Origin of the sequence: Novosphingobium sp. MMS21-SN21R, from assembly GCF_031846015.1 — a bacterium.
Taxonomy (GTDB): Bacteria; Pseudomonadota; Alphaproteobacteria; order Sphingomonadales; family Sphingomonadaceae; genus Novosphingobium.
Genome location: NZ_JAVRDU010000003.1, coordinates 204,952 through 229,433 on the forward strand (window position 1 = coordinate 204,952; position 24,482 = coordinate 229,433).

General features: G+C 64.0%; 22 protein-coding genes. 11 read left to right on the plus strand and 11 right to left on the minus strand.

What is annotated here, in order from left to right:
- Positions 1–68 precede the first annotated feature (68 nt).
- The gene (locus RM192_RS17205; RefSeq protein WP_311508869.1) at positions 69–929 is read left to right on the plus strand and encodes a fumarylacetoacetate hydrolase family protein; all 861 of its coding nucleotides are present in this window, start codon (positions 69–71) and stop codon (positions 927–929) included.
- 71 nt (positions 930–1,000) lie between these two features.
- Here RM192_RS17205 and RM192_RS17210 read toward each other — a convergent pair whose 3' ends face one another.
- From RM192_RS17210 to RM192_RS17235, 6 genes are all read right to left on the minus strand, one after another.
- On the minus strand, positions 1,001–1,777 hold the full coding sequence (locus RM192_RS17210; protein ID WP_311508870.1) for an SDR family oxidoreductase: 777 nt from the start codon (positions 1,775–1,777) through the stop codon (positions 1,001–1,003).
- 11 nt (positions 1,778–1,788) lie between these two features.
- The gene (locus RM192_RS17215) at positions 1,789–3,504 is read right to left on the minus strand and encodes a class I adenylate-forming enzyme family protein (protein WP_311508871.1); all 1,716 of its coding nucleotides are present in this window, start codon (positions 3,502–3,504) and stop codon (positions 1,789–1,791) included.
- Between the two features lie 113 nt (positions 3,505–3,617).
- Positions 3,618–4,397: an SDR family oxidoreductase gene (locus RM192_RS17220; protein WP_311508872.1), complete on the minus strand. Its 780-nt coding sequence runs from the start codon at positions 4,395–4,397 to the stop codon at positions 3,618–3,620.
- Entirely contained in the window at positions 4,397–5,407 is a 1,011-nt protein-coding gene (locus RM192_RS17225) for a zinc-binding dehydrogenase (protein ID WP_311508873.1), read from the minus strand. The genes RM192_RS17220 and RM192_RS17225 overlap by 1 nt, the downstream gene beginning before the upstream one ends.
- Before the next feature lie 117 nt (positions 5,408–5,524).
- Complete coding sequence (locus RM192_RS17230) at positions 5,525–6,688, minus strand: acyl-CoA dehydrogenase family protein (protein WP_311508874.1); 1,164 nt, start codon at positions 6,686–6,688, stop codon at positions 5,525–5,527.
- Positions 6,689–6,691: 3 nt separating this feature from the next.
- Positions 6,692–7,390: a GntR family transcriptional regulator gene (locus RM192_RS17235; protein WP_311508875.1), complete on the minus strand. Its 699-nt coding sequence runs from the start codon at positions 7,388–7,390 to the stop codon at positions 6,692–6,694.
- A 242-nt stretch (positions 7,391–7,632) separates the two neighbouring features.
- Here RM192_RS17235 and RM192_RS17240 point away from each other — a divergent pair, with 242 nt between their 5' ends.
- From RM192_RS17240 to RM192_RS17265, 6 genes are all read left to right on the plus strand, one after another.
- On the plus strand, positions 7,633–8,901 hold the full coding sequence (locus RM192_RS17240) for an alkyl sulfatase dimerization domain-containing protein (RefSeq protein ID WP_311508876.1): 1,269 nt from the start codon (positions 7,633–7,635) through the stop codon (positions 8,899–8,901).
- 15 nt (positions 8,902–8,916) lie between these two features.
- Positions 8,917–10,173 carry a sulfotransferase gene (locus RM192_RS17245; RefSeq protein ID WP_311508877.1) on the plus strand — a complete coding sequence of 419 codons (1,257 nt, stop codon included), beginning with the start codon at positions 8,917–8,919 and terminating at the stop codon, positions 10,171–10,173.
- A 112-nt stretch (positions 10,174–10,285) separates the two neighbouring features.
- The gene (locus RM192_RS17250) at positions 10,286–11,050 is read left to right on the plus strand and encodes an SDR family oxidoreductase (protein ID WP_311508878.1); all 765 of its coding nucleotides are present in this window, start codon (positions 10,286–10,288) and stop codon (positions 11,048–11,050) included.
- A gap of 16 nt (positions 11,051–11,066) precedes the next feature.
- Entirely contained in the window at positions 11,067–12,248 is a 1,182-nt protein-coding gene (locus RM192_RS17255; protein ID WP_311508879.1) for an epoxide hydrolase, read from the plus strand.
- 19 nt (positions 12,249–12,267) lie between these two features.
- A complete protein-coding gene (locus RM192_RS17260) occupies positions 12,268–13,212 on the plus strand; it encodes a VOC family protein (protein ID WP_311508880.1) in 945 nt (314 codons plus the stop codon).
- 39 nt (positions 13,213–13,251) lie between these two features.
- The gene (locus RM192_RS17265) at positions 13,252–13,983 is read left to right on the plus strand and encodes an alpha/beta hydrolase (RefSeq protein WP_311508881.1); all 732 of its coding nucleotides are present in this window, start codon (positions 13,252–13,254) and stop codon (positions 13,981–13,983) included.
- A 68-nt stretch (positions 13,984–14,051) separates the two neighbouring features.
- On the opposite strand, the gene RM192_RS17270 is transcribed toward RM192_RS17265, so the two are convergent.
- Positions 14,052–14,390, minus strand: coding sequence for a helix-turn-helix domain-containing protein (locus RM192_RS17270; protein ID WP_311508882.1), 339 nt, complete (start codon positions 14,388–14,390; stop codon positions 14,052–14,054).
- A 182-nt stretch (positions 14,391–14,572) separates the two neighbouring features.
- Here RM192_RS17270 and RM192_RS17275 point away from each other — a divergent pair, with 182 nt between their 5' ends.
- The 4 genes from RM192_RS17275 (at position 14,573) to RM192_RS17290 (ending at position 19,675) form a co-directional block, all read left to right on the plus strand.
- Positions 14,573–15,790, plus strand: a complete 1,218-nt coding sequence (locus tag RM192_RS17275) for a cytochrome P450 (RefSeq protein WP_311508883.1) — start codon at positions 14,573–14,575, stop codon at positions 15,788–15,790.
- A 4-nt stretch (positions 15,791–15,794) separates the two neighbouring features.
- Positions 15,795–16,145, plus strand: coding sequence for a DUF4286 family protein (locus tag RM192_RS17280; protein ID WP_311508884.1), 351 nt, complete (start codon positions 15,795–15,797; stop codon positions 16,143–16,145).
- A gap of 1 nt (position 16,146) precedes the next feature.
- Positions 16,147–16,905, plus strand: a complete 759-nt coding sequence (locus RM192_RS17285; RefSeq protein WP_311508885.1) for an SDR family oxidoreductase — start codon at positions 16,147–16,149, stop codon at positions 16,903–16,905.
- A 325-nt stretch (positions 16,906–17,230) separates the two neighbouring features.
- Positions 17,231–19,675, plus strand: coding sequence for a TonB-dependent receptor (locus RM192_RS17290; protein WP_311508886.1), 2,445 nt, complete (start codon positions 17,231–17,233; stop codon positions 19,673–19,675).
- A gap of 100 nt (positions 19,676–19,775) precedes the next feature.
- On the opposite strand, the gene RM192_RS17295 is transcribed toward RM192_RS17290, so the two are convergent.
- From RM192_RS17295 to RM192_RS17310, 4 genes are all read right to left on the minus strand, one after another.
- The gene (locus tag RM192_RS17295; protein WP_311508887.1) at positions 19,776–21,065 is read right to left on the minus strand and encodes a cytochrome P450; all 1,290 of its coding nucleotides are present in this window, start codon (positions 21,063–21,065) and stop codon (positions 19,776–19,778) included.
- Positions 21,066–21,180: 115 nt separating this feature from the next.
- The gene (locus tag RM192_RS17300) at positions 21,181–21,750 is read right to left on the minus strand and encodes a 3-phenylpropionate/cinnamic acid dioxygenase subunit beta (RefSeq protein ID WP_311508888.1); all 570 of its coding nucleotides are present in this window, start codon (positions 21,748–21,750) and stop codon (positions 21,181–21,183) included.
- A gap of 44 nt (positions 21,751–21,794) precedes the next feature.
- A complete protein-coding gene (locus RM192_RS17305) occupies positions 21,795–23,171 on the minus strand; it encodes a Rieske 2Fe-2S domain-containing protein (RefSeq protein ID WP_311508889.1) in 1,377 nt (458 codons plus the stop codon).
- A gap of 41 nt (positions 23,172–23,212) precedes the next feature.
- Entirely contained in the window at positions 23,213–24,469 is a 1,257-nt protein-coding gene (locus RM192_RS17310; RefSeq protein WP_311508890.1) for an acyl-CoA dehydrogenase family protein, read from the minus strand.
- Positions 24,470–24,482: the final 13 nt, after the last annotated feature.

Sequence of the window (24,482 nt, forward strand, 5' to 3'; positions counted from 1 at the left end):
GAAAGGTGGCGCGCGCGGTTGATCTGCATCTAGAGACCCGCAGCACCTGTTTGCACAAGGAGTTTTCGATGCGCTTCGTTCGTTACGATGATGGCGGCACCCCCCGCCTTGGCCTGGTTCGTGGCGAAGCGATCGTATCGCTTGCACCGATAGCGGACCGCTACCCCACCATGCACGCAATCATCGAGGGCGGTGACGCTGCGCTCGCCGCTGCGCGCGGCGTGCTGGATACTGGCGCAGACGCGCTTGCGCTCAAGGATGCCAAGCTGCTCGCGCCCATCGAACGACCCAGCAAGTTCATGGCCATCGGCATGAACTACGCCAAGCACCTTGAAGAAGCCGACCGCCTCGGCATCGCGCGGGTTGCCAACCAGATCTGGTTCAACAAGCAGACCACCTGCATTTCCGGTCCATACGACGACATCGATCCGGGCGTGACCGAGAAGCTCGATTACGAAGTCGAACTCGGCGTCGTCATCGGCAAATCGGCCAAGAAGGTCAGCGTCGAAAACGCCAAGGACTATGTCTTCGGCTATTTCGTGGTGAACGATGTGTCGGCGCGCGACTGGCAGTTCCAGTCACCCACGATGACGATGGGCAAGTCGTTCGACACCCACGGCCCGATGGGTCCGTGGATCATCACCGCCGACGAAGTGGCCGATCCGCACGCGCTCGACTTGCGTTGCTATGTGAACGGCGAACTGCGCCAGTCGAACAACACGGGCAACATGATCACCAATGTGTGGTCGCAGATCTCGCATCTCTCGACCGCGTTCACCCTGCTGCCGGGCGATTTGATCGCAACCGGCACGCCTGAAGGCGTTGCGGCAGGCATGGAACCGCCGGTGTTCCTGAAAGCTGGCGACGTCATCCGCTGCGAAGTGGACGGCATCGGCGCGATCGAGAACAAGGTGATCGAACCCGCCTGATCCGGCCTCGATTCCACGAAAAAGGCCCCGTGCGGTTATCGCACGGGGCCTTTTTCATATCTGCAACCGGTTTACTTGGCTTGCCCCGTCCCGCTGCCTGTCGCGGGCATCAGCATGTTCGACATGCCGCCATCGACCAGCACGTCGATGCCGTTGATGTGCCCGGCTTGCGGCGAGCACAGGAACAGGATTGCGCGGGCGACGTCTTCTGCGGTGCCGAGTTTGCCCAGCGGAATGGCAGATTCGCGCTGTTTGCGGCGCGTCTCGTCGTCATAACCGGCCTTGGTCATCGGGGTGTAGGTCGGCCCCGGTGAGACAGTGTTGCAACGGATGCGGTCCGGGCCCCATTCGATGGAAAGCTGGCGCATCAGCATCAGCAGCGCCGCCTTGCTCGACGAATAGAACCCCAGCGCAGGGGTGGGCTGCGTGGCCGACATCGACGCGGTGGCGATGAATGCGCCATGGCTTTCGCGCAAATGCGGGTGCGCCGCCTTGCCGATCAGCCAGGTGGCGCGGGTGTTGATGCCATAGATCAAGTCGAACTGTTCGGGTGCCAGATCGACCAGCGCGCCGCCCATGATGATACCCGCGTTCGAGATCACCGCGTCGATCCCGCCCATATGCGCAATTGCTGCGTCAACGATGCGCGTGCCGCAATCCAGCTCGGACAGATCAACCACCACGCTCGCCGCGTGCGGGCCAATCGCCTCTGCCACCACGGCGAGGTTGGCGGCGTCACGGTCGGCCAGCAGCATCTGGTGGTCGCCGGGAATGGCGCTGCCATCGGCCAGCAGTTCGGCGCAGGCCCGGCCAATGCCGCTGGCCGCGCCGGTGATGATGAAGCGCATGGGCCTGTTCCTTATTCTTCGATACCGAGTTCGGCGATCAGCTGTTGCCGCAACTTGAACTTCTGGATCTTTGAGGCCGACATCGGCCATTCGTCAATCAGGCGGATATGGCGCGGCACCTTGAACGAGGCGATGCGCGTGCCGACAAACGCGATCAGTTCAGCGGCAAACTCTTCGGGCGAGGATGTGACCGGCCCGTCGGTTTCAACAAACGCCGCCGGGATTTCGGCCAGACGGGCATCAGGCAGGCCGACCACTTGCGCGAGCCGCACTTGCGGATGCGCCGCCAGTACGGCTTCGACTTCGGCAGCCGCCACGTTCTCGCCGCCGACCTTGAGCATGTCCTTGAACCGGCCATGGAACATCAGGTGCCCGGCCTCGTCCAGCGAGCCGATGTCGCCCGAATGATACCAGCCACCGGCGTCGAGCGCCTCGGCGGTCTTTTCCGGGTCCTTGTAGTATCCATCGAACAGGTTGTAGCCGCGGATCAGCACTTCGCCGCGCTCGCCTGTCGGCAGGTCTTTGCCCTGCGCATCGACAATTCGCGCCTCGATGCCCAGCAACGGCGTGCCGAGCCGCGTGAAGCCCATTTCGGGGTCCATGTCATAGCCGCCGGTGGTGACGATCCCGCTCGCCTCGGTCATCCCGAACGTGCCGACCTGCCGCATGTGCGGTGCCTTGTCCCGGTAGGCCTGCCCGACGCTTGCAGGCATGAACGCAAAGCACGAGTTCTGCAGGCGCACCGACGACATGTCGGCCTTCGCCCAATCGGGATGCGCGATCATCGCCTGATGGAAGGTGACGAACGGCAGGAACATCATCGTCACTTTCTCCGCCTCGATCTGGCGCAGGCTTTCGCCCGGATCGAAGTGGGGCTGGCCGATGAAGGTGCCTGCGACATTGACCGCACCGAGCATCGCCAGCATCGCCGCAATGTGAAACAGCGGCATTGGCGACCACGCGCGCTCGTCAGGCGTGAACGCCCAGCGGTTCGCGGTAAGGTTGATCGTCTCGCGCACGATCGCTTCATGGCTGAGCAGGCAGCCCTTGGGATTGGCCGAAGTGCCCGAAGTGTAGAGGATCATCGCGGTATCGCGCAGCCGCACGCTCAGGCGGCGGCGGTGGACATTGGCGAGCGGGACCGTGGCAGCAGCCGCATCGAACGCGTCCTGCCCGAGGAAGCCGGGGCCAACGTTGCCCGAACCCGTGCCGTCGCTGGCGCGCAGAACCACGATCCGGCGCAAGTCAGGGGCACTCGCCAGTGTCAGCGCGGCAGGGTCGTGCTGCCCTGCCAGATCGGCAAAAGCCTCGCCCAAACGGCCGGTAAAATCGACATGCTGGGTCTGCGTATCGTCGGTGACGATAGCGACCAGATCGGCGTTATCGGCCACATAGGCCATTTCGGGCGCCTTGTAGCGCGCGTTCATCAGCACCGAAACCGCGCCGACCATGGCATTGGCGAACAGCGTTTCGACAAAGGCGATGCCCGATGGCAGCAGCACGCCGACATGATCGCCCGGGCCGATGCCGAGCGCGATCAGTGCACGCGCCTTGTGCAGCACGGCATCGACCAGCGCGGCATAAGTCTTGCGGCCTTCGGGGAAGACCAGCATTTCCTTGTCCGGCGCGCGGTCATACGCGCCGAGCAGCAGGTCGCCCAGCGTCGTAGCCGCGATCCGCACGCGGGCAGGGTCTTCCGACAGACCTTGCGCTGAAACCCTATCCATTATCCCCGACCCCAATTTTTCATCTGCCCGCTGCGCCCGAAAGTCCTTCACAAGGATGGATTACGGCGCGCCTCACTCGTCCGTGCCTCCCCGCCGATAGGGGAGGCGCGCGTTCAGCCGCAGCCGACCACGCCGCCATCGACCGGAATCTGCGCGCCGGTGACGTAACCGCCGCCCTTGCCGCACAGGAACAGGATCACCGCAGCGATGTCACCCGGCGTGCCCAGGCGGCGCAGCGGAATGTGCGCCAGCAGTGCAGGATCGACCACGTCCTCGCTGCGCATGTGCGCAGTCATCTTGGTCGGGAAGAAGCCCGGAATCACCGCGTTCACGGTGATGTTGCGCTCCGCCAGATCGCCTGCCAGATCGCGCGTCATCATGTGGACCGCGGCTTTGGAAGCCGAATAGCTATAAGCCTTCAGCCGTTCGACCGACATACCGGCTACCGAACCGATATTGATCACCCGCGCCGGATCATCGGGCGTGCCTGCCGCTGCCAGTTCGGGCAGCAGTTCTCGCACCATGGTGAAAGGCGTCTGCACGTTCACCGCCATGACCGAGGGCCATGCCTTGTCGGGGAAAGTGTCGATCTCGCCGCCCCAGGTCTTGCCGGCGTTGTTGATCAGGATGTGGCACGGACCAACAGCCGCGCGGTAGCGCTCGACCAGTTCCACCGCTGCTTCGGGGGTCGAAAGATCGGCAGGCAGCGCGATGCAGCGGCCCAGCGACGCCATTTCCGCCGCCGCCGCTTCGCACACATCGGCCTTGCGCGATGTGATCGCAACGGTGGCGCCTGCGGAAAGCAACCCCTCGGCGATCATTCGCCCTAGGCCCTGCGCGCCGCCGGTGACGAGCGCGGTCTTGCCGGTCAGGTCAAACAAGCCCGCAGACATCACATGACCACCGAAATCTTGCCGAACGAATGCGCGTCCCGCAGATGCAGCAGCGCTTCGCGTGCTTCGGCCAGCGGGAAGGTCCGCTCGATCACCGGCTTGATCTTGTGCTTGTCGGCAAAGGCCAGCATCTCGCGGAAATCGGTAGGGTCGCCCACCTGGCTGCCGAGCAGCGTCGCGCTTTTCAGGAACAGGTCGGTCGCGTTGAACTTGATCTCGTTGCCTGCAGTCGAACCGTAGATCACGATGCGGCCGCCCGGATTGATCGCGCGGATATAGTTGGGCAGGCTGGGGCTGGGCGCGCCATCGAGCACCACGTCGACGCCGCCGGTCATCTTGCCGACCTTCTTGCGCCAATCGGGATCGGTGAACAGCAAGCCGTCCTTCGCGCCCATCTTGCGCGCGTTTTCAAGCACTTCCTCGCTTTCGCCGGTGCACCATACATCGCAGCCCAGCGCCACGGCAAAGGCCAGCCCGAACGTGGCCACGCCGCCGCCGATGCCGGAAATCAGCACCTTCTCACCCGGCTGAAGCTGCCCCTTGAACATCAGTGCGCGCCACGACGTCAGCGCGGTCAGCGGCATCGCGCCCGCTTCTTCCCAGGTCATGAACGCGGGCTTGGGCGCAAGGTTTTCTGCCGGAACGCAGATATATTCGGCAATCGTGCCGGGGAAGGGCATGCCGAGCAGGCCGAAATCCACCGCAGGCGTGTCGCGGCGCGGGCCCCACTGGCGGGCAGGATAGATCACCACTTCGTCGCCCACGCTGGCGCCGCTCACACCTTCGCCAAGCATGTCGACCACGCCCGCACCGTCGCAGCCCATCACCGAAGGCAGGGTCATGCCGGGATACTGGCCGTGCGCGATGAACAGTTCGCGGTGGTTGACCGATGCCGCCTTCACCGCAACCCGGACTTCGCCCGGACCGGGGGTGGGCACGTCCACTTCACGGACCGCGACAGCTTCGGGTCCATCGGTGGTCTCAAGCAGCAGCGCCTTCATCTTCGTCATCGTATCGTACCCCGGTTGCATGTGGCCGGCTGCGCGGCCCTTTACCGTGGGTTGTGCGGTCCCTTCTCCCGCGAAACCTGTCAACCGATAGGCTGACAGGTTTCGCAGCGCTCCGGGTCAATACGAGCGGGGCAGGCCGAGGCTCTCTGCAATTCCGTTGCGCACCATTTCATTGGTGATCGGCCCTATCCGCCACAGCCGCGAATCGCGCCAGTAGCGCTGCATGTCGGTCTCCGCCGAATAACCCATGCCGCCCAGGATCTGGATGCCGAGATCGGCGGCCTGATTGGCGTTTTCCGAAGCCATCAGCTTGAGCATGTTGGCCTCGACGCCGACGGGTTCGCCCCGGCTCTGCTTGTCGGCGCAATACATCATCATCAGTTCGGTGGTCTTCTGCATCGTGGCGATGTCGGCCACGTAATGCTGCAGGCTCTGGAACCGGCCGATGATCCCGCCGAACGCCTTGCGCTGCTTCATGTAATCGACCGCGTCTTCAAGCACGCCGTCGATCACGCCAAGGCAGAATGCGCCGACCATGATGCGCTCGTTGTTGAGCGTAGGCAGCAGCATGTACCAGGCCTTGTGCGGCTCCCCCAGCACCAGTTCGTCGGGCACGAAGGCGTCCTCGAAATGGATCGAGCACGATCCCATCGACCGCATGCCAAGCTTGGCCAGCGGGGTGATCTTCACGCCCGGCGTGGTGGTCGGAACCCAGAGCAGGGTCAGGCCCTGATGTTTCTTCTCCGCCGCCTTGTCGCTGCGCGCGATGACCAGCAGGTAGTCGGCCACATGCGCCGACGAGCTCCAGATCTTCTCGCCGTTGATCTTCCAGCCGCCATCGACGCGCTCTGCCGTGGTCGTCATCGCGCCGAGCAGGTCGGTGCCGCCCGCAGGTTCGGTGAAGGCAATCGCCGCCTTCAACTGGCCCGATGCAATCAGCGGCAGGAACTTCTTCTTCTGTTCATCGCTGCCATAAAGCCCGATGGACTTCGACCCGGCAAACGAGGTGATGCCCCAGATCCACGCAAGTCCGCCCAGCGACCGCGCCAGTTCGCGCGCCAGCAGCATCTGCATCAGAACGTCACCGCCCTGACCACCGAATTCCTCCGGGATGCCGACGCCGTGGAAGCCCGCCTCGGTGAACTTGTCCCACAATGCAAAAGGATAGGCGTGCTCATCGGCTTCAAGCTTGCGCGCCCATTCCTTGGGCACCTCGGCATCGACCCAGCGGTGCACCATGTCGCGGAACGAGCGGTATTCTTCGGGAAGTTCGAAATCCATGAGTCAGTCTCCGGTGATGTGAGGCGCCGAGGCAGCAGGATCAGCAAGCGCGATCATGCGGGCGGCGAGGGAATCGAAATGGGCGAGGGCCTGTTCGTGATCGCCGATGGTGATCGCGGCCAGAATCGCCTGATGCAGGCGCAGCCCCGCCGGGTTGATCGTCGATCCGCCGCGCAGAAGGATGAAGCGCGCGACCAGCGCCAGCCGGTCGAGCGTCACGCGCAGCAATTCGCTGTTCGCCGCTGCCGCGATCACGCCAGTGTGAAAGGCATGGCTGGCGCGGATGGCTTCCAGTCTGCCTGCGGGCTGGCTTTCCTCGCCCTGACCGATGACGCGGGCATAGCGTTCGACCTCGGTGCGCAAATCGCGCAATTGCGCGGGGCTCACATGCGGCATGCCCCGGACATAGCCGAGCCGCCACAAATGCGCCTGCACCTCGAGCAGGTCGTGCGTTGCGGCAAGGTCGATTGGCGTCACACGCTTGTGTCGGTGCGCCTCGATCTCGACCAGCCCTTCGGCCTGCAACACACCCATGGCCTCGCGCACCGGCGTCGCGCTCAGTCCAAGCTGCGCGGCCAGCGCCGTTTCCCGCAGAAACGCACCCGCCTCCAGCGCACCGGTAACGATGGCATCGCGCAATGCATCGACCACGGCATCGCGCCGGGTCACGGGGGCCTGCGCTCGGACAAGCGAGATCGACATAGGGGTGGGCGACTCCTGAGCGAGAGCATTGAAGACTCGCCAATACCCCCAAATTTACACCTCCGCCACACATTCTATAGAATATATAACTGTCGCAATCGCGCCATGGCTTGCGCGCGATAGTCTGGGCGCGGCGCAACTACACACCTGTCTTGCCACAAACCGCACCTGTCCCGACGATAGGTGGGAGACTGGGTGGGCCTGATACCACCTGCACCAAGACACGCAGCCAGGAGAGGCGCATGACCCGCTTTCGCACGCTCGACCATCCGATGATCGCCGCCATTGCGTGGAAGCCTGACCGTCCGGCAGAATGGATCAGCGATCACGTGGTGATGAACCGCGCCACCTCGAACGCCTATCTCATCCCCGGCGATGCTGGCGATGTGGTGATCAACACCGGCACCGCAGTGCAGGGCGAGCAGATCCGCAAGAACTTCGAAGCACTGATCGGCCGGCCGCTGAAAGTGACGCAGATCGTGTTCACCCAGAGCCACCCCGATCATACCGGCGGCTGGCAGTATTTCGCCGACGAAGGCGTGGAAACCATCGTCCAGCGCAAGTTCGAGCGGATCTGCGCCGAACGCAAGCTGATGGGTCGCTTCTTCGGGCGGCGCAACGCCAAGGTTCTCGCTGCACTCATCCCGCCGGGCGATACCGGTGCGTTCTGGTTCGAGGCGCGCGATCCCGAGCCGCTCACGGAATTTGCCGACAGCCACGATTTCACGGTTTCGGGCCGCCACTATCAGGCGCTGTCGATCCCTTCGGGCGAAACGCTCGATGCGCTGGCCGTTTGGATGCCGCAGGAAAAGACGCTGTTCTTCGGCAACTGGGCGGGCGCAATCATGGGTGCATCGCCCAATTTCTATACCGCGCGCGGCGACCGTGACCGCTCGATCGTGTTCTGGCTGGAAGAATGCCAGATGATGATCGACCTCGGCGCGGAAATGCTGGTGACCGGGCACGATGATCCGATCACGGGCGCAGAGGCCGTGCGCGCGCACCTCACCAAATTGCGCGATGCCGTGCAATACCTCCATGACGAGACGGTCGCGGGCATGAACGAGGGCAAGACCCTGCCCGAACTGATGGCCGAAATCGCGTTGCCGCCTCATCTTGTGCTGCGTGACGGGCGCGGGCCGGTGAACTGGTATGTCCGCGCGATCTGGGAAGAATACGCCGGATGGTTCCGGCAGGAGCGCACCAGCGAGCTTTATGCCACGCCGCCGAGCGCAGTCTGGCCCGAAGTGGTCGCTCTGGCGGGCGGGGCAGGAGTGCTCGCCGAAAAATCACGCGCGCATCTGGCCGCAGGCGATGTCGAAAAGGCGCTGCACCTGATCGAGATGGCCGTGGTCGCCGCGCCGGACGACCGCACCGTGCGCGAAACCGAACTCGCCGTCTATGAAGCGCTGGCAGACCGCACCGAGGGCCGCGTGTTCGACGAACTCGGCTGGCTCGAAAGCGCCATCATCGAAACCCGCCGGGCGCTTGACGCCGGTGCGAGCGCATAAGGGAGGATCGCTGCCATGTCCGACGTTGCCGAAAAGATCCGCATCACCGATCTTGCCCATCCCGTCCTCACCGAAATGCAGGCAGGCGCGCTTGCGTTCTGCCAGGCCAACCCCGTTACGCTCGACCCCGCTGTGGTGCTGGCCGCAGCGCAAGCAGGCACCGGCCTCTCCGATTTCGGGCCGGACGATTTCCGCGAACGCCTCGCCGTGTGGATGCGCGCAGGCGATAACGACAGCGAACTCAGCGCCGCCGGGCGCGGCACCCTGTTCAGCGAAGCGGTGCGGCTCGCCTCCAACCGCCTGCAGCTTGAAGACACGGTTCGCCGTCACCCTGAAATCCTCGATATTCCGATCGAGCGCCCGCTGATCATCGCCGGCCTGCCGCGTTCGGGCACAACCTACACGCTCCAGCTGATGTCCGCCGATCCGCGCCTGCGCTCGCTGCCGCACTGGGAAGCGGTGCGCCCAATCGCGGCGCCGTGGATCAAGGACGGCAAGGACACGCGCTATGATCTGTGCGCCGCCGAATGGGCGCAGACCGACGCGGTCATGCCCTATATCAAGATGATCCACGAATTTTCGCCCGATCACATTTCCGAAGACATCGAGCTGCAGGGCCTCGATTTCGGCGGCTACTATTTCGAATGGATCGCGCACGTGCCCGAATGGCGCGATTACCAGTTCGCGCACGATTCAACGTCGGTCATGCGCTATGTGCGCAAGGCGATGCAGGTGCTGAGCTGGCAGAAAGGCCCCAACCGCTGGGTGACCAAGTGCCCGCAGCACATGGAACAATTGCTGGCGGTGCGCGGCGCGTTCCCCGATTCCTACATCGTCATCAATCACCGCGATCCGGTCGCCTCAATCCAGTCGGCGATCACCGGCATCGCCTATGGTGCGCGGCTGACGCGCACTCGCGTCGATATGCAGGCCATCGCCGATTACTGGATCGACCGCTATGAAAAGCTGCTCCGCGCCTGCGTGCGCGACCGTGACCAGCTCGACCCCGCGCAATCGTGCGATCTCTATTTCCACGAACTGATGGCCGATCCGTTCGGCCAGCTTGAGCGCGTCTATACAGGCGCCGGGGTGCCGTTCGACCAGCAGACGCGCGATGCTTTCCAGCAGGCCATCGACGCCAACAAGCGCGGCAAGCACGGCCAGCTGGTCTACAACTTGCGCGAGGATTTCGGCATCGATCCCGCCGCCATCCGTGAACGCTTCCAGTTCTATTACGACCGCTTCCCCGACGTGCGCATCGAGGTGAAGTGAGGCGGCAGGGCACAACCTGCCATAAGAAAGGTTGCCAGCCATGCCGTGCCGGGCATGACCTCTCCAAACGCGCCCGCGACACCGCCGGGCGCTGTAGAAACGCGGAGCGGAAATGAACGGTTTGTTGTCGGTTGAAGGCAAGACGGCGCTGGTAACGGGCGGCGGCAGCGGCATCGGCCGGATGATTGCGCAAGTGCTGGTGGCACAGGGCGTGCACACCTACATCGTCGGCCGCACCGCCGCGACGCTTGAAGCCACCGCCGCCGAACTGTCCGCCAACGGCACCTGCATTGCGCTGCCCGGCGATCTTTCGAATGTCGCGGGCGGGCGCGCCGTCGCCGCGGCCTTTGCCGTGCTGGAACCCAAGCTCGACCTGCTCGTGAACAATGCTGGCACAATGTACGATGCCCCGCTCGACAGCTTCACCGAGGAAGGTTGGGACTCCGTCGTCGATCTCAATCTGAAGTCGGTATTCTTCCTGACCCAGGCGCTGCTCCCGCAATTGCGCGCGGCGGCTTCGGCTGAATCCCACGCCGCCGTGGTCAACATCGGTTCCATCGGGGGCCTGCGCATCGGACCGAAGGAAAACTATTCGTATCAGGCCGCCAAGGCCGCGCTGCACCACATGTCGGGCGGCCTCGCCAAGCGCCTCGCGGCCGAGAACATCACCGTCAACGCCATCGCGCCGGGCTTCTTCCCTTCGGCACTGACGCCGGTCGACAAGCCCGAGATCGTCGAGATGATGTCGAACATGGTGCCGCGCAAGCGCATCGGCACGCCCGAGGATATTGGCGGCACGGTGGCCTTCCTCGGCAGCCGCGCGGCCAGTTTCATCACCGGCGCGGTCATCCCGCTCGAAGGCGGCATGGCACTCTGAGCGGCAAGGACCACAGGTGAGCGCAGCGGTCATCAAGCCCTTCGAGGTCGCAATCGAAGCAGACGACGTCGCGGACTTGCGCAGCCGTCTGGCGCGCACCCGCTGGACCGACTGGCTGCCCGATACGAGCTGGGGCTACGGCACCGACGAAGCCTTCATCAAGAACCTCTGCGCCCATTGGCACAATGGGTTCGATTTCACCGCATTCACCGCGCGGCTCAACGCCTACCCGCAGTTCCTGGCCGAAGTCGAAGGTGAGCACCTGCACTTCTACCATGTGCGCTCCCCGGTTCCGACCGCGCGCCCGCTGGTGCTGGTGCACGGTTGGCCGGGGTCGGTGGTGGAGTTCCTCGACCTGATCGGCCCGCTCACCGATCCCGAAGCGCATGGCGGGAATGCCGCCGACGCCTTCCACGTGATCGTGCCTTCGCTTCCGGGCTACGGCTTTTCCGGGCCGACCCGCAATCCCGGCGTAAATACGCACACGGCCGGCGCGATGATCGCCGCGGTGATGGAAGCTCTCGGCTATCCGCGCTACTTCCTGCAGGGCGGCGATTGGGGTTCGATCGTCACCAGCGCGATGGCGCAAAACTACCCTGACCGGGTCGCCGCACTCCACATAAACATGGCACCCGGCGGGCCGAACAATCCCGCCATCCCGGTCGATGGACTCGATGCAGACGAAGCCGCCGAATATGCGCGATTGGGGCAGCACATGGCGATGGATTCCGCTTACGCCTTCGTCCAGTCGACCCGCCCGCAAACGCTGGCGGTGGCGATGAACGATTCGCCTGCAGGCCTTGCCGCGTGGATCATCGACAAGTTCTATGCCTGGACCGACCATGGCGGCGATCTCGAAGCCGTGTTCGGCCGCGATCACCTGCTCGATAACCTGTCGATCTACTGGTTCACCGGCACCGCCGGGTCCAGCTTCCGGCTCTATCACGAGAGCAATTTCCGAAAAGCCTATGCCCATGCCGTGGTCGATGTGCCGACCGGCGTGGCGCGGTTCGCGGGCGAGCCGTTCCGCTGGCCGCGTTCGCTGGTCGAGGCGACGTATCGCAACGTCGTGGATTGGCAGGAACTGCCCCACGGCGGCCACTTCGCCGCGTTCCAGCGACCGGACGATTTCCTGCGCGTGGTGCGCGGCTTCTTTGCCGGTCAGCACACCCGCGCGCCCGAATTCAACGCAATCTGACGACGAGAGGACAAGGACAATGGCTAACACTGCGCCCGCTGGCGGCCCCGCCATTCACTCAATCGATCACTTCTGCCTGAGCGTGCCCGATCTCGAAGAGGCGCGCCGGTTCTACAGCGAGTTCGGCCTCGATGTGCGCGATGCTGGCGGCAACCTTGAACTTTTCACCTTCGGCAACCCGCACCGCTGGGGCGTGATCCGCCAGGGCGGCGCGCGCAAGAAACTCGAATATGTCTCATTCGGCGTGTTCAAGGGCGATCTTGAGGCGTTCCGCCAGAAGTTCGAAGCGCTTGGCGTCGAAATCACCGGCACCCCTGCGATGGGCGAAGACGGCGGCATCTGGTTCCGCAATCTCGATGGCATGGCGATGCAGGTGATCGAGGCGGAGAAGTGCTCGCCCGATACCAAGGCGCAGTTCCTCACCCGCTCGGTCGGCCCCGGCGAATGCGCCGCCGTTCCGCGCAGCAAGGCGCCGCGCGTTCAGCCGCGCCGCCTGTCGCACTTCCTCGTGTTCACCAGCGACGTGATGCGCGACATCGAGTTCTACGCCAAGACGCTGGGCCTCAAGCTGTCCGACCGTTCTGCCGATGCGGTGGCTTTCCTCCACGGTGTCCATGGCAGCGACCATCACCTGCTGGCGCTGGCCGGATCGACCGGCCCCGGCATGCACCATTGCAGCTGGGACGTCGGCACGATCCAGGAAGTCGGCGTTGGCGGCGCGCACATGGCGAGTCTGGGCTACGACAAGGGCTGGGGCGTCGGCCAGCACGTGCTCGGCGCGAACTACTTCCACTATGTGCCCGATCCGTGGGGCAGCTATGCCGAATACAGCTGCGACATCGATTTCATCCCCGCCGGGCACGATTGGCCTGCCGACAATCATCCGCCGGAGGATTCGATGTTCCTGTGGGGACCGATGCCGCCCGAAAACTTCATCACCAATTTCGAGCTTCAGGACGCCTGACGCGCGCTCCGGACACCAGGTTTCAAGGACAACAAGACAATGGCAAATGTAGTTTTCCTCCACGGCGGTGGCATGGGCGGTTGGGTCTGGGCCGAACTGGCCGCAACCTTGCGCGCCGAAGGGCACACCGTGTTCACGCCCACGTTCACCGGCTTTGGCGAACGCTCGCACCTGATCGGGCGCGACGTGACGCATGATGTGCACGTGACCGATATCGTCAACGTGCTGACCTTCGAGGATCTGCGCGATGTGGTGCTGGTGGCATTCAGTTATGCCGGAACGGTGGCGCCGGGCGTGGTCGCGCGGGCAGGCGACCGGATTGCCCGCGTGATCTATTTTGATGGGATCGTGCCGCTCACCGGCAAGAGCGTCGGCGAAGCGGTCGGCTACATGAAGACCGAGGACGCCGCCGGCCTCGATGCCCTGCTCGCCTCGGGAGACGGCCCGATCGGCACCGGCGTTGACGAAATGCAGCGCAACGGCGCCAAGGAAAAGCCGATGAAGATGTCTGCCGAACGGCAGGAATGGCTGCTCGCGCATCTCAGCGACATGCCCCTGCGCGGGATGGTCAGCCCGGTCACTCACGGCGCCGAAGCGATCGACAAGCCGGTCGATTACCTCGCCATTCTGGGCGACGTGATGGACCCGGTGCAGCACGACCGCGCCCGCGCGCTGGGCTGGAACGTGGAAACCGCAGGGCCGGACATCGACCACGCGTTCATCGTCGGCGCGCCCGAACGCGCATTGGCATTTCTGCGCCCGCGCCTCTGACGCCTGCGCCTGCCCGTGTCGGAATGTTTCCCCGGGGAAACATTCCAACATGGGCAGGCAGCAAGCCTTCAGTCCCCGGCCACGGCATCGGGGCGAGGGCGACTGCCATATTCGCGCGACCAGTTCATCAGCGCCCAGATGGCAGGCTCCAATGCAATTGTCGCATCGGTCATCGCGTATTCGACACGCGGCGGCACTTCGGCAAATACCGTGCGCGTCACCAGCCCGTCGGCTTCGAGTTCGCGCAATTGCCGGGTCAGCATGTGCTGGGTCACTCCGCCGATGGTCCGCAGCAGTTCCCCGAAGCGGTGCGCACGGTGATAGAGCAGCCACAGGATCTCCAGCTTCCACTTGCCGGAAATGAGCGTGAGCGCCCGGCGCAGCTCGGCATAGTCCTCCGGTTTCACCGCCTGATTCTTCAGAATAGGCCGGTTTTCCGCAATAGGCACATCCATGATACTAACCTGCAAAAATTGATCCTACTTGTTGCGATTCATGCTGTCCGATATTTCGCGCTAATGGAAGCCGGTTCTGCAAGCCATTCGCTATGCGCATGGCCGTTCCGGCGCTGCGTACGGAGAGCAATGCCATGAATTTCCAGCTGCCCGATCCGGTGATCCCGGCCCACGTCCCGGCAGACCTCGTCCGCCCGTTCCCCTACATGTTCGGCACGAGCACGCAGGCCGATCCGTTCGGCGACTGGGCAAATGCAGTGCATGAAGGCCCCGCGATCTTCTACGCCCCGCACGCCTATCCCGGCTTCACCCCGGCATGGATCGTCCGCCGCGTGGAGGACTTGCGCAAGGTCTACATGGATACCGAGACGTTCTCGAGCAAGGACTTCTCGCCCTATTCCAAGATGGTCGGTGATACCTGGACCAACCTTCCGGTCGAATTCGATCCGCCACAGCACGGCAAGTATCGCGCCTTCATCAACCCGCTGTTCACGCCCTCTGCCATGGCCAAGCTAGAAGGCCGGATCCGTGGCTATGCGGCGGACTACATCGAGTCGTTCCGGCAGCGCGGATCGTGTGAATTCATGGCCGATTTCGCGTTCGAATTCCCGATCAAGGTGTTCCTTGAACTGATGGACTTCCCGCTCAGCAACACCGCGCAGTTCCTCGAATGGGAAACCGGGTTGCTGCACGAAATGGACATGGCCAAGATGGCCGACGCGACGCGCAATGTCGTGGCCTTCCTGCGTGACCAGATCGCGGAGCGGCGCAGGAACCCCGGCACCGACATCATCAGCTACGCGCTGGGCGTCGAGGTCGAAGGGCAGAAGCTCAACGATGACGAACTGGTCGGCTTCGCCTTCAACCTGTTTATCGGCGGGCTCGATACCGTTTCGACCAACATGGGCCACCAGTTCCTGCATCTGGCGCGCAATCCTGCCGATCAGCAGTTCCTCAAGGACAACCCCCAGCGCATCCAGCACGCCATAGACGAGATGATGCGCGCCTATGCCGCCGTCACCACCTTCCGCACCTGCACCAGGGAAACCGAGCTCGGCGGCGTGAAGATGATGCCGGGCGACAAGGTCGCCATGTCGACCACGCTGGCGGGCCGCGATCCCGAGGAGTTTCCCGAACCGGCCGTGGTCCGTTTCGACCGCAACCCGCGTCACGTATCGTTCGGTTTCGGCCCGCACATGTGCGTCGGCATGCATCTCGCCCGCCGCGAAATGCGCATCGCGATCGAGGAATTCCTCACGCGGCTTCCGCAGTTCAGCCTCGAACCGGGCCACGCGGTAGAATACCATCTCGGCATGATCCAACCGGTCACACTGCCGCTCGTCTGGGGATAAACATATGCCGCATTTTGCCTATGTCGTGCACAGCAATCCGGTTGCGGGGCGCGAGGACGAATACAACGACTGGTACAGCAATCGCCATCTGGCCGATGTCGTCGCGGTGCCCGGCTTCGTATCGGCGCAGCGCTTCTGCCTGACGGACAGCGATGCCGAAGGCGCGCCGCCACAGAAGTACATGGCGATTTATACCATGGACACCGACGCCCCGGACGAGACGCTGGCAACCCTCACGTCGCTGGTCGAAACCGGTCAGATGCACATGAGCGAGGCCTTCTCGATGGAAGGCATGGCGACCCATCTCTATGAAGCGATCACGCCCGTGGTCGCCGCTCCGGCAAAGGGCAATTGACATGACTGCACGCGAATTCGAAGGCAAGGTGGTGCTGGTCACCGGTGCCGCATCGGGGCTGGGCCGCGCGTCCAGCCTGCGCTTTGCCGCAGAGGGCGCCAAAGTGTGCCTGGCCGATCTCAACGCCGAAGGGCTGGCTGAAACCGCGCGGCGCATTGCCGAAGCGGGGGGCGAAAGCGCGGTGTTTGCCGCCGACCTTGGCGATCCCGCCAATTGTGCGCGCGCCGTGGCGACCACCGTCGAGACGTTCGGCAAGCTCGATGTGCTGTGCAACATCGCGGGCATTCTGCGCTTCCACGCGCTGGAAAATGTAACCACGCAGGACTGGTCCAAGCTGTTTGCGGCCAATGTCACCGCGCCGTTCTTCCTGATGCAGGCCGCGATGCCGCATCTGGTCGAAACCAGGGGCAATGTCGTCAACGTGGTGTCGACGGCGGCCTTCCTCGGTCAGGCCTATACCGCGCCCTATGGCGCGACCAAGGCGGCGCTGCTCAGCCTGACCAAGTCGCTCGCCATGGAAATGATGCATTCGCCGGTGCGGATCAACGCGCTCGCGCCCGGCGGGATGCTGACCGAAATGGTCACCACGCTGGAGTTCCCGCAGGACGCCGACCAGAGCCTGATCGCGCGCTACATCGGTCTCCGCCCGCCCGCGCAGCCCGAAGACATTGTCGAGCCGCTGATGTTCCTCGCGTCCGACCGCGCGCGCTCGGTCCATGGTGCCTGCTACACCGCTGACAGCGGCATAACCGCAGGCTGATCCCGCCCGCAGGAGGCGGACCGCAGCGCCGGTCTGCCTTTCCTGACCCATCACGCCACCTGCGTTGCCCCAACCCGGGGCCGGCGGAGCTTTGCCCGTCGCAGACGTGGGTCCTGCCCGCGTGAAAACCAGCAAGTTGCACATTTACAACGCTTTTTTGGAAATTGAGCGCACAGCCTGGCAATGCGCTGAAACCCTGTCGCTCGATAGGGAAGGGAAGGGCAAGCCGTTTTGTAGCGCCCCGCAAGCCAGAGGTGATCGCATGATCGCGCTGACGTTCAAGGTGCCGCGCCGGATCTGGCCGCGGCTTTTGGGAGTATTTTTGATGAGTGCCAAATTTACGCAGCTTCTTTGCGGTTCGGCGGTTTCCGCCCTGCTGATGGCTGTCGGAACCGCTCACGCGGCCGTAGATGTCGCCCCGCAGGAGGCAACCGACGTCGCCGTCACCACACAGGCAGACGAAGTGCCCGCCGATGGCGACATCGTCGTCACCGCGCGCCGCCGGGATGAACGCCTTCAGGATGTCCCGGTCTCGGTCGTCGCGTTCTCGGGCGCCGCGCTCGAGCGCAGCAGCGTCCAGACGATTGCCGATATCCGCACGATCTCGCCCGGACTGACCTTCTCGTCGGAAGGCGGCAAGGACAACACCGCCGTCACCCTGCGTGGCATTGGCCAGATCCCGACCGGCGAAGTCACTCCCGGCGTGGTCACCTATTTCGCCAACGTGCCGATGGCATCGCTCGGTTCGAACGTGCCGACCTATGACATCGGCAGCATCCAGGTGCTCAAGGGTCCGCAGGGCACGCTGTTTGGCCGCAATACGCTGGGCGGCGCGGTGCTGATCACGCCGCAAGGCCCGAAGCAGGACTTCGGCGGCTATGTCCAGGGCACCTATGGCAATTTCGATTACCGCGAAGTGCAGGGCGCACTCAACGTGCCGGTCATCCCCGATGTGCTGGCAGTCCGCGTGGCCGGACAGATCCGCCGGTCCGATCCGCTGACGTATTCGATCAACGGCGGCGCGGGCTTCAACAACATCCATCAGGACAGCGCCCGCGCTTCGGTCCTGTTCACGCCCAACGACTGGCTGACCAACACCACCGTGGTCGATTACTTCAAGGCCCGCGAATACGGGTCGGGCTACTATCTCCTGCGCCAGAACTTCAGCTTCACCGCGCTGTTCGCGCCTGCGCTCGGCCCGGTCGCTGGCGGCATTGTCGGCGGCGCGCTGGATGCCCAGACCCAGGGCTATCTCGCGCAGCAGAAGCAGAACTTCTACGGCGCCTTTGCCGACAGTTCGGGTTCGGGCCGCGCCAACCGCCGCAACTTCGGCATCTCGAACGACACTTCGGCGGCGTTCGGTGACTTCACCCTGCGCAACATCTTCGGCCTGCGCAAGAACCGCAGCGACCAGCTGATCAACACCGCCGCGCTCGGGCCGACGGCCCTGCCGGGCGCGCTGTTCGGCAGCCCGGTAGACGTGCCCTTCACGGTCTTCCACGCCGCCGCCCTGATCCAGCGCCAGTACCTGACCGACGAAGTCCAGTTCCTCGGCAACTTCGACAAGTTCGACTTCATCGTCGGCGGGTTCTACAGCCACGACAAGCCCGACGGTCCTTCAGGCTCGACGTTCGAAGCGTTCGTTACGCCCGGCAGCCCCGCTTCGGTGGTCACCGCCAATGTGACCAACACCAACTATGCGGTGTTCGGCCAGCTGACCTACAAGCTGAGCGACAGCGTTACCGTGAACGCGGGCGCACGTTACAGCTGGGACAAGGTCTCGGCCTGTGGCGGCGCAATCGGCACGACCTATGCGTCGGATGAAGCCTGCCGCACCATCGCGGCGCGCGGTCTGGCCGACGGCGTGGGCGTCGTCACCAACAGCGGCTCGGCACCAAGCTGGACGTTTGGCATCGACTGGAAGGCCAGCCCCGACCTGCTGCTCTATGCGGTCACGCGCCGGGGCTATCGCGGGGTCAACATCAACACCCCGCTGTTCGAAACCCCGTTCACCACCGGCGGCACCAATCCCGCTTGCGGGTTCGGCAGCGGCCAGTGCGTGGACCTGCGCCCCTTCCAGAAGACCGGCAAGGAAACGCTGACCGACATCGAAATCGGCGAAAAACTGAACTTCGATGTCTCGGGCGCGACAGGCCACCTCAACACGGCGGTCTATTACAGCAAGTACAAGAACGCGCTGCAGTTCCTCAACGCCCAGGCGCTGGTGCCTTCGACCGCACCGGACAATCCCACCAACGGCTCTTTCGGCGTCAATGCTGCCGATCTGTCGATCTACGGGGTGGAACTGGACGCGGCGGTCAACCTCACGCGCGACCTCACGTTCACGTTCAACGGCGCTTACACGCACATGAAGGTGGACAAGCTCACGCTGCCGCCGGTGCCGGGCATCTCGTTCACTGCCAGCGACGTGAACCGCTATTCGCCTTCGGTCTCGGGCACGGTCGGCGCTAGCTGGACCCTGCCGGTGCACCCGGCCGATGGCGATCTGGTGCTCAACGCCGATCTGTTCATGACCGCCGATTTCGGCGGGCAGTACGGTGAGAAGCTGCCGGGCTACAATCTCGTCAACATGCGCCTCGACTGGAAGAACATTGCCAGCACCGGGCTCGACATCGGCGTGTTTGCCCGCAACCTGACCAAGGAACGCTACTTCGCCGCACCCGACGTGCTGCTCAAGAGCTTCCCGGTCAATTCCGTGGCCGTGGGTGAACCGCGCACTTACGGCGTGGTCGCTCGCCTGAACTTCTGATCGGGCTGCGACAGCACAACCAAAAGAGGCCGGAACCGGATCACCCCGGTTTCGGCCTCTTTTCATTGCAGCAATAGCGCTTCAGGGGAACTTCAGGCGTTCAGGCGTCCCACAGCACCGGCACGGCATCGGGTCCGCGCATGTTGAGCCCGCGGATCTGCGGGTGAGGGAAGGCAGGGTCGAAGCGCAAGTTCGGCAGGTCGAGCAGCGCGTCGAGCGCCACTTCCATTTCCGCCAGGGCCATGTGCATGCCCATGCACATATGCGGCCCGAAACCGAAGCTGAGCAGCGGCCGCATCGGGCGCTTGAGCCACAGGCGGTCAGGGTCTTCATAGACTTCGGGATCGCGGTTGGCAGACGCTATCGACAGCAGGACCGCCGTGCCCTTGGCCACGGCAATGCCGCCGATTTCCATGTCCTTGGCGGCAACCCGCGCGACTGCGCCTGCGGTAGGGTCGCGGCGCATGGTTTCCATCACCGCCTTGGGCACCAGCGTGCGGTCGGCACGGACCTGTTCCATCACGTCGGGATTTTCGAGCAGTTGCACCATCATGTTGGCGATGCTGCGCGTCGTCGTCTCGCCAGCGGCCAGCAGCAACATGCGGATGAACGCCGCAATCTGTTCGTCGCTGAAAGTGCGGCCATCATCGTTGACCTGCATCATGTGGCCGAGAATGTCGGCCTTCATCTCGCCGCGCTGGCGATAGGCCTGCACGATCGGCAGCACCGTGTCGTACATCGCCTGACCGGCCACCATCGACTGCGGAATGGTGATCGCGGCAAGCGCGGGATCGGTCTGCGGCGCGGCGACCACCTGAATTGCCCAGCTGGCGAGGTTCTGGAGCAGTTCGGTATCGTGGGGGAAGCCGAAATACTGATAGATCGCGCGGATCGGGAAGGGCAGCGCCAGATCGCGCAGCAGATCGGCCTTTCCGCGCGGGCGCAGCTCGCCGATGAACTCCTGCATCAGGACCGGTTTGATCAGCGTATCGATCAGCTTGCGTATTTCCGAGCGCATGAACGGCCGCTGGAGCAAGGCGCGAAAGTGGTCGTGTTCCGTGCCGTCCATCGCGGTGAGCAGCATGTTGTCCACCGCGGCGCCGAACCCATCGCCAACGATGTAGCTCTGCCAGTTTTCCGGGTCCATCAGGACTGCGTGGATGTCCTTGTAGCGCAGCAGCGTCACCGTCGGGCGGCCGGTCATCATGTAGTCGGCCATGCTCGGCACGCTGTGCTGCTTGAGCAGATCGCCATGCATCACCGGACAACGCGCACGCTGTTCCTCGAACATCGGATAGGGATTGGCGGGCGCCTTGCCGGAGTATCCGTTGGTGACAAGCGAATAGTCTGAAACCATCCGATCGAGCGGATCGGCAGTGATGGGGTCCATGATGAACGCGGCTCCTGAATGCGTCGCAGGCAAGCGACTTTGCCGGGGAGGATAGGGCTGCAATGACAGGCCCGGCCCCTATCCGGAGAAAGGGAGCAGACCTGTCGTTGCTGGCTCAGAGGAAGATCGCGAAGTTCGGCATGCCGAGCACGACCTGATCGATCATGATCGATCGGCGCGCGATCCTGAACCCGTCCGCAGTCATCCGCAGCCGGTCGTTGCGCTCGGCGGACAGCTGCTTGTAGTCCTTGGCCTCGGCACGGTTGCGCGTCAGGAGCAGGTAGCTCGACACCTCGTATTCGTCAGGAACATCGGTTTCCCAGACCGAGACGTTGGTGATGAAGCGCCGCACGCGCGAGGCCGGATCTTCCGACCAGGCGTTGGTCGTCGTCGTCAGGCGAGTGATGCGCAGCTGGATCGAATTGTAGTCATCGTCGAAATGACCCATCGTGCCGAATTCCTGATCCCACTGCTGCACCCGGCGGGTGATGCGGACGGGGGCCTTGTATTCAAGGTCCTCGGCCAGCAGCTTGGCCCATTCCGCCAGTTCGCGGTGATCGAGCAGACGGGCCTCGCGGATCAGGAAGCCGGTTATGGCATTGTGGACAGGCGAACCATAGGCCACTTCCTCGCGGCGCTGGTCCTTGCGGGTATAGGTGACGGATGCGGTGGTAACGGCGGACATGGCAGAAATCCTTTCGCTAAGGGGGAGGCGTCAAATCGCGGCCATCAGGCGGCGGTCATCAGCCGGTGGTAGGCCAGCCACCATTCCCACTGGGCGTCGTCCTTGCCGAAGCCTTCATAGACCTTGGCCTTGTCAGGCCAATCAGCCGGGCGGTTTTCGCCGAGGATCGCCTGATACTTGAGCGTTTCGGTCCGGCCGATCACGCCGCGCGCGGATTCGGTCATGTGCGGCCAGGTGTCGCTGTCGTCCTGCTCGATGATGCCCGAAGTGCCGGTCCCTTGCGTCGCAGCGGCGCGCATCATCGTCTTGATGTGCTCGGGCGTGCCCTTTTCGGCGAAGTAGTAGGTCGTCCATTCGAACTGGTTGACGCCGCGCGGCATGATCGAATGCAGCACCAGTGCCGAGCCGAGCGTGCCATCGCGCAAGGGGCTGTAGATGAACAGGATGTTCGCGTTGGGGAACATGCCGCCCACCACCGGCGGTGCCTTGGCCAGCACGTGAAGCTGTTCGGCGCTCATCTTGCGGCGCAGTTCGGGCAGAAGGTCTGGCGTGATCCCCGGCGGCGGGAACGCTTCAAGGCGCTCGTCAGGCGTGAGATCTCCCTTGCCGTGTGCCAGCGCCCAGCTGGTATCGGCAGGAATGCAGCGCAGCGAATGGCCGTTGCCTGAAAGGTTGATGCCATACATCGCTGGCGCACTTTCATGCGCGGTGTCGTGTTCGCCGCCCATCGCGCCGATATCGATCACCGATCCGTGCAGGGTCAGGGTGTGGAAGCCATCGCAAGCAGACTGTTCGCCGGCGGTCTTCCAGTTGGCATCGATGGTCAGCCGCTGCGGGGGGCCGAGCACTTCAAGCCCGCCGTCGGTGCGGTCGAACAGCATGTCGTAATAGAACTTCATGTCGCCCAGCCACTCGTCGAGGCTCGGACCTTCGATGTTCCAGGTGGCGAAGACGAGGCCGCCGTAAAGCTGCACACGGGCCTTCTTGAGGCCGAGCTGCGCCTTGGACTTGATGTTGCCGTGCATCTGCTCGCGCTCGATCGGCGCGCCGATGAAGCTGCCGTCGGGGCGGAAAGCCCAACCATGATAGATGCATTTGTGCACCCGCGCATTGCCCGAATCCGAAAGGCACACATGCATCGCGCGGTGCGGGCAGACGTTGAGCGAAACGTGGACCTGCCCATCGGCGGCGCGCGCCACGATCACCTGATCCTCGCCCATCAGGCGCACGACATAGTCACCGACATTGGGAATTTCGGTCTCGTGGCCGAGCAGCAACCACGCCTTGGCGAAGATGCGTTCGAGTTCGATTTCGTAGATCTCCTGATCGTGCAGCAGAGCGACCGAAACCTCGCGGTTTTCGAGATCGATCATTTGTGACAGCGCTTCGTTGACGATGTCCTTGGCGGGAATCATGCGCATTGCAGGCGTCCTCTCTGGCTTGTCCGGATTTTGGGGAAGGGTCAGATGAAGTCGGCGGGCGAGATGTTCGGCTCGGTGCCCAGCAGGGACTTCCCGAAGATTTCGTATCCGACGTAGGGCAGGTTCGCGACGTGCCGCATGGCGAACGAGGCATCGCGGTAATAGCGCTGGATCGGGTTGGCATCGGCGTAAGCGCTCGATCCTGCGAGGAACATCAGCTGTTCGATCGCCTCGTTGAGCAGCTCCACCGCGAGCGAGCCTTCGCCCTTGCTCTGCGCGCGCTCTTGCGGGGTCAGGCGGCGGCGTTCGAGCCCGGCCTGGTCGATCAGGTCGCAAGTCTTGAGCGTCAGCGCCTCGGCAGCGGCGATCCGTGCGGCGGCCTTGCCCAGTTCGGCCTGCACCGTCACGCAGTCCGCCTGCCGGCCATAGGAGGTATAGACGATCGGGCGCTTGTGCGCGGCATCGCGGACCCGTTCAAGAATGGCGGTCGCCGCGCCCGCAACCACGGCATGGGCGGTGGCGCGCAGGAACGGCATGAACGGCCAGTAGTCCGACGGCTCGCCGACATGGCGCTTGCCCGGCTCGTGCCCGCCGATGCCGATCTTGGCGACGTGGAAGAACTGGTCGCGCGGGATGAACACCTCCTGCGCCACGATGGTGTTCGAGCCGGTGCCCTTCATGCCCATCATGTGCCAGGTCGTGTCGATAGTGTACTGCTCGCGGCGCAAGTAGGCAAAGCCGCCATGCTCCAGCGTGCCGTCGGGCTTGCGGATCGCTACGCCAAGCTGCGCCCAGCTGGCATGGGCCGACCCGGAGGCATAGGGCCAACGCCCGTTGACGATGTAGCCGCCTTCGACCTCGTCGAGCGTGCCCGGAGGATTGGCGATGCCGCAGATCACCGGATGTTCCGCCGAGGCGCCGAAGATCGCTTCCTGCAGCGCATCCGGGCCAAGGCTGGCGACCCATGTCGTGCCGTGAAGCACGGTATAGACCCAGCCCACCGAAGGATCGCCCTTGGCAAGTTCGAACCCGACCAGCGCCATGGCGCGGGCGCTGGTGCCGGTGCCGCCCCAGCGGCGCGGCGCGGCCATCGCCCAGAATCCGGCATCGCCCAGCGCACGGAACACATCGGGATGCAGCACGCCGTGTTCATCGCCATGACCCGCGTTGGCCAGGAGCATCGGCTGCAAAGCGCGCGCCTTGGCGACGAGCGCCTTTTCCGCGTCCAGATTGTAGCCGGGCATGATCGTGGCAGGCTCGGCCTGCGCTTCAGGTGCTTCTTTCAGGATCGTGGCCATGGCCCCGCGCTCT